This window comes from Halorubrum sp. SP9 (assembly GCF_005435015.1).
GTDB lineage: Archaea > Halobacteriota > Halobacteria > Halobacteriales > Haloferacaceae > Halorubrum > Halorubrum sodomense.
In genome coordinates this window covers 1-542 of the sequence record NZ_SGXU01000293.1, presented here as the reverse complement: position 1 = coordinate 542, position 542 = coordinate 1, and the positions used below count along the sequence as shown (strand labels likewise).

1 protein-coding gene is annotated in these 542 nt (G+C 69.2%); it reads right to left on the bottom strand.

Annotated elements, in window-relative coordinates:
* The coding region (gene phnE / locus EXE45_RS17595) for a phosphonate ABC transporter, permease protein PhnE (protein ID WP_137695096.1) at positions 1-542 on the bottom strand (542 nt) is incomplete at both ends.

Genomic DNA, 542 nt, shown 5'->3' with positions numbered 1-542 from the left:
ACGAAGCCGAGCACCGTCGAGTCGCGGATGTTGATGTCCCACCGGTAGATCGCCAGCCCGACGAGCGCGGGCTTGACCTGCGGGAGGACGCCGTAGAGCAACACCTGCGCCTGCGACGCGCCGGACGCCCGCACCGCCTCGACCTGCCCGAAGTCGATCTCTTCGATCTCCTCGCCGAGCAGCTTCCCGAGGAAGCCGACCGAGCGGAACACGATGGCGACGGCGCCGGCGAGCGGTCCCGACCCGAACAGCACGACGAAAAACAGCGCCCAGATGATGGTGTTGACCGACCGGCTCACCGTCACGATGAGCTTCCCGAGCCAGAAGGTCGCGCCGTTCGGCGTGGTGTTCTCGGCGGCGAGCAGCGCCACCGGAATCGCGAGCACCAGGGCGCCGAGCGTCCCCAGCGCGGCGATCTGGACCGTCTCGATCAGCGGCTGGACGATCCGCGTGGTGTACGCCACGTCCGGCGGGTACATCCGGGTCAGGAGGTCGCCGACCTCCCGCGGGATCGTCTCCGGCCTGACGACGCCGGTGTCCAT